This window comes from Metamycoplasma auris (assembly GCF_003253435.1).
Taxonomy (GTDB): Bacteria; Bacillota_I; Bacilli_A; order Mycoplasmatales; family Metamycoplasmataceae; genus Metamycoplasma; species Metamycoplasma auris.
In genome coordinates, this window is sequence record NZ_QKUB01000020.1 from 1 (window position 1) to 3,426 (window position 3,426).

A 3,426-nucleotide genomic window follows, 5' to 3' on the forward strand; every position below is an offset into this window, starting at 1 on the left:
TCTTTATCAAATTTAGCTTTTTTTACTTTTTCAATTTTTGATTCCAAATCCTTAACTAAATCTTCAGTTTGTTTCTTTAATTCATTTAACTTAGAATTATCTTTAGGTGTTGAAGGTGTAACTGCTGGATCGTCTGCATTTGGAGTTTTTGGTTCTTTAGGAGTGGTTGGTTTACTTTCTTCATTTTTAGTTCCACCACAATTTGCTGCTATTAATGGTAATGCTGCTAATGAGGAAACTGAACCCAAAGTTAGTAGAAATTTGTTTAGTTTTTTCATAATTAATTCCTAAATTAATTTAAATATTTAAATATCTTAATTTGAATTTATATAGCAATATTATTGCTATGCAAAAATTTTACTTTTTTTTTTTTTTTTTCCAAAATAGCAAAAAAACACCAAATTTTGTGTCAAAATTCAGTGTTTTAGGATTTCTTAATTACCAGATTTATTTTATTTAGAAACTTTTTTGAAAATTTCAAATTGTTTTTTTACTGTTTCAGAAATTTCTTTACTATATTCAGTTAATGACTCAAATTCTTCTTCAAGTAAATCCTTTGGTAAGTCTTTTAATAGACCTTCAAATTCATCTTTAAGTGTACTCAACTCTTCTGTAAATTCTCTAACTAATTGTTGGAATGTTTCTTTTTTCAATTCAGTAACATAGTCAAGAAGATCCTTGTTTCCTTTATTTTCTTCTCTAAATTTTTTTAGCTTATCTTCATCAAATTGAGGCTTTTTAACTTCCTTAGATTTTTCTTCTAGGTCTTTAATTAGGTTAGTTGTTTCTTTCTTTCATTCATCTAATTTCTTTTCATCAACTTTTTTAGGTGTTGCAGGTGCTGCTGATGGGTTATCTGCTTGAGGTTGATTAGATGGGTTTGAAGGATCAGAAGGAGTTTTTGGATTAGTATCAGTTGGTTTCTTATTTGAGTTATCATCTTTAGATTTATCAGTTTTATCACATGAAGCTGCAATTAGTGGTAAAGCTGCTAATGAAGATATTGAACCTAATGTTAATAGAAATTTGTTTAGTTTTTTCATATTATTAATCTTTCAAATTTTTATTTAAATATTTAAATATCTTAGTTTTATATGTATTTTTAACAAGGAAAAATAATTAAAATACATATAAAATCGTAAATTTTGGATTTTAGGATACCCTTCATCTACAAATTTAAATTTTACTTTTTTTTTTTTTTTTTTGCCAAAGTAGTAAAAAAACACCGAATTTTGTGACCAAATTCAGTGTTTTAAAGGTATTTATTAAAAAATAATTTCTTTTTCAAATTATTTTTTTGGTTTTGATAATTCTTCAACTTTTTTAGCAAATTGATCTAATGATTTTTCAATTTCAGCAAGTTTTTTATCATCTGTGTCTTTGTTAATTGTCTTTATTTGATTTCTTAATTTATCAAAGTCATTTCAAACTATATTGTATTTGTTAAATGGACTTTGTTTTGCTTTTTCATTAAGTTCATTAATTTTATTTTTAATATTTTTTACTCTTTCTTCTTTAGTTACTTCTTTTTTAGTTCCACCACAATTTGCTGCTATTAATGGTAGCGATGCTAATGAAGCAACACTTCCTAAAGTAAGTAGAAATTTATTTAATCTTTTCATAATTATTTACCTTCTAACTAAGTATTTAAATATTTAAATTTGATTTAATAAATATAGCAATTACCAATTGCTATATCATATTCTACTTTTTTTTTTTTTTTTTTAGATGAATTGGCAAAAAAACACTGAATTTTTATTACTATTCACTGAATTTTATTGAGTTTTATGATTAAGAATATAAGAAAATTATAAAAAATATTAATTATTGCTGTTTTAATATTTAATTTCCAAATTCGCGTATCTTAAGAGTGAATAAAAAATATACTTTCTTTAAGATGAATTATTGTCTTTTTTCTATAAATTTAGGTTGTAATTCCTTGTTTAAATGTTGGCTAAACTCCTTATATGACTCAACTTTCTCTACACTTCAATTTGAAATATTTTTATCAAAACTCAGTGCTTTGAAAAACATTTGGTCCATATTAGTTACTTTTTTTACATCCCAATCCTTTATATTTTGACTAAATGCATCGGTTTCACTAAACATATTTCGCATAGATTCAACACTTGACACATCTCATTTAGTTATATCTTGATTGAATACTTTTGCGTTACTAAACATATGACTCATGTTTTTTACTTTTGATACATTTCAATCTTTAAGTGGTTTATTGAATTTTGACGCCATATAAAACATATAACTTAAATCGGTTACTTGATTATTATCTAATTTGAATACTTCGCTATCGAAGTTAGAAGCACCATAAAACATTGAGTCAATACTTTTTATATTTTTAAGATTTCATTTAGATATATTCTGATTGAATTGTGCAGCATTCATAAACATTTTTTTCATGTTTGAAACATTTACAGTATTTCAGTCTGAAATATCTGAATTAAATACATTTGCACCATCAAACATACTTTGCATATTTTTAACATTTCCAGTATTTCAATTTGAAATATTTCCATTGAATTTTTTAGCACCTGTAAACATTAGACTCATGTCTTTCACATTTTCTGTATTTCATGATTGCAAATCTTGATTAAAATTAACAGCATTTTGAAACATAGCAGACATACTTTGGATATTTGATGTATCTCACTTATCAATATTTTCAATCTTTTCTGACTTATTATTTACAAATGCATCATCTAAATTTGTTATTTCTTCAGGCAATACTTTTGGAACCTTTTTAACGCTTTGTTCAAATCTAGAAATCTTTCCTTTTTCATTATAACCAATAACTAGAACTTCAGTTTTATCTGCGTTATATTGTGTTTCAACTTTTTCTAACTTAGTTAGTTTCTTAATAGTTAAATTTAATTGACCTTTTATAATCTCTGAGTTATCTTTAGCTTTAATAACAAGACTTCCGTCTTTTAGTAAATTAGCTTTTTTGATACTAAATTCAAAATCAGCTTCACTTATTTTTTCTAATCCATTTTGTTTTTGTAAAGCTCCTAAAATATCTTTAGTTTGTCAATTATTTTTAGGTTCAATTTTATTTTTAAATTCTGAAATATCAATTTTAATTGCTTCACTTTGTTCACTATTACCGTTACTATCATTTTGATTATTGTTACTATTATTACCATTGTTAGGTTTTTTACATGAAATAGCAATTAAAGGCAAAGGTGCAATTGAAAATATAATTCCAATTCTTTTTAGGAATTTGCTTCCTATATTTTTCATTTTTTTCTCCTAATAGATAAAGTTTTAATTATCAAAAATTTTTTTAGCTTTATTCGCTAAAAAAATATAAAAAATTAAGTCAGAAACCAAATAGATAAAACTAAATAATTTTGGTTTATGTAAGACTCTTGCATGTAAAGCAAAAATTATACTTTTTTTTTTTTTTTT

The 3,426-nt window shown here is 24.2% G+C and carries 4 protein-coding genes; all 4 read right to left on the reverse strand.

What is annotated here, in order from left to right; all coding sequences use genetic code 4:
- On the reverse strand, positions 1-278 hold a 278-nt coding region (locus BCF89_RS08860), incomplete at its 3' end, for a variable surface lipoprotein (protein WP_146236483.1).
- Positions 279-452: 174 nt separating this feature from the next.
- Positions 453-1,043 carry a variable surface lipoprotein gene (locus tag BCF89_RS08865; protein WP_111518931.1) on the reverse strand — a complete coding sequence of 197 codons (591 nt, stop codon included), beginning with the start codon at positions 1,041-1,043 and terminating at the stop codon, positions 453-455.
- A 246-nt stretch (positions 1,044-1,289) separates the two neighbouring features.
- A complete protein-coding gene (locus BCF89_RS08870; protein WP_111518932.1) occupies positions 1,290-1,622 on the reverse strand; it encodes a variable surface lipoprotein in 333 nt (110 codons plus the stop codon).
- Positions 1,623-1,902: 280 nt separating this feature from the next.
- A complete protein-coding gene (locus BCF89_RS08875) occupies positions 1,903-3,258 on the reverse strand; it encodes a BspA family leucine-rich repeat surface protein (RefSeq protein WP_111518933.1) in 1,356 nt (451 codons plus the stop codon).
- Positions 3,259-3,426 lie beyond the last annotated feature (168 nt).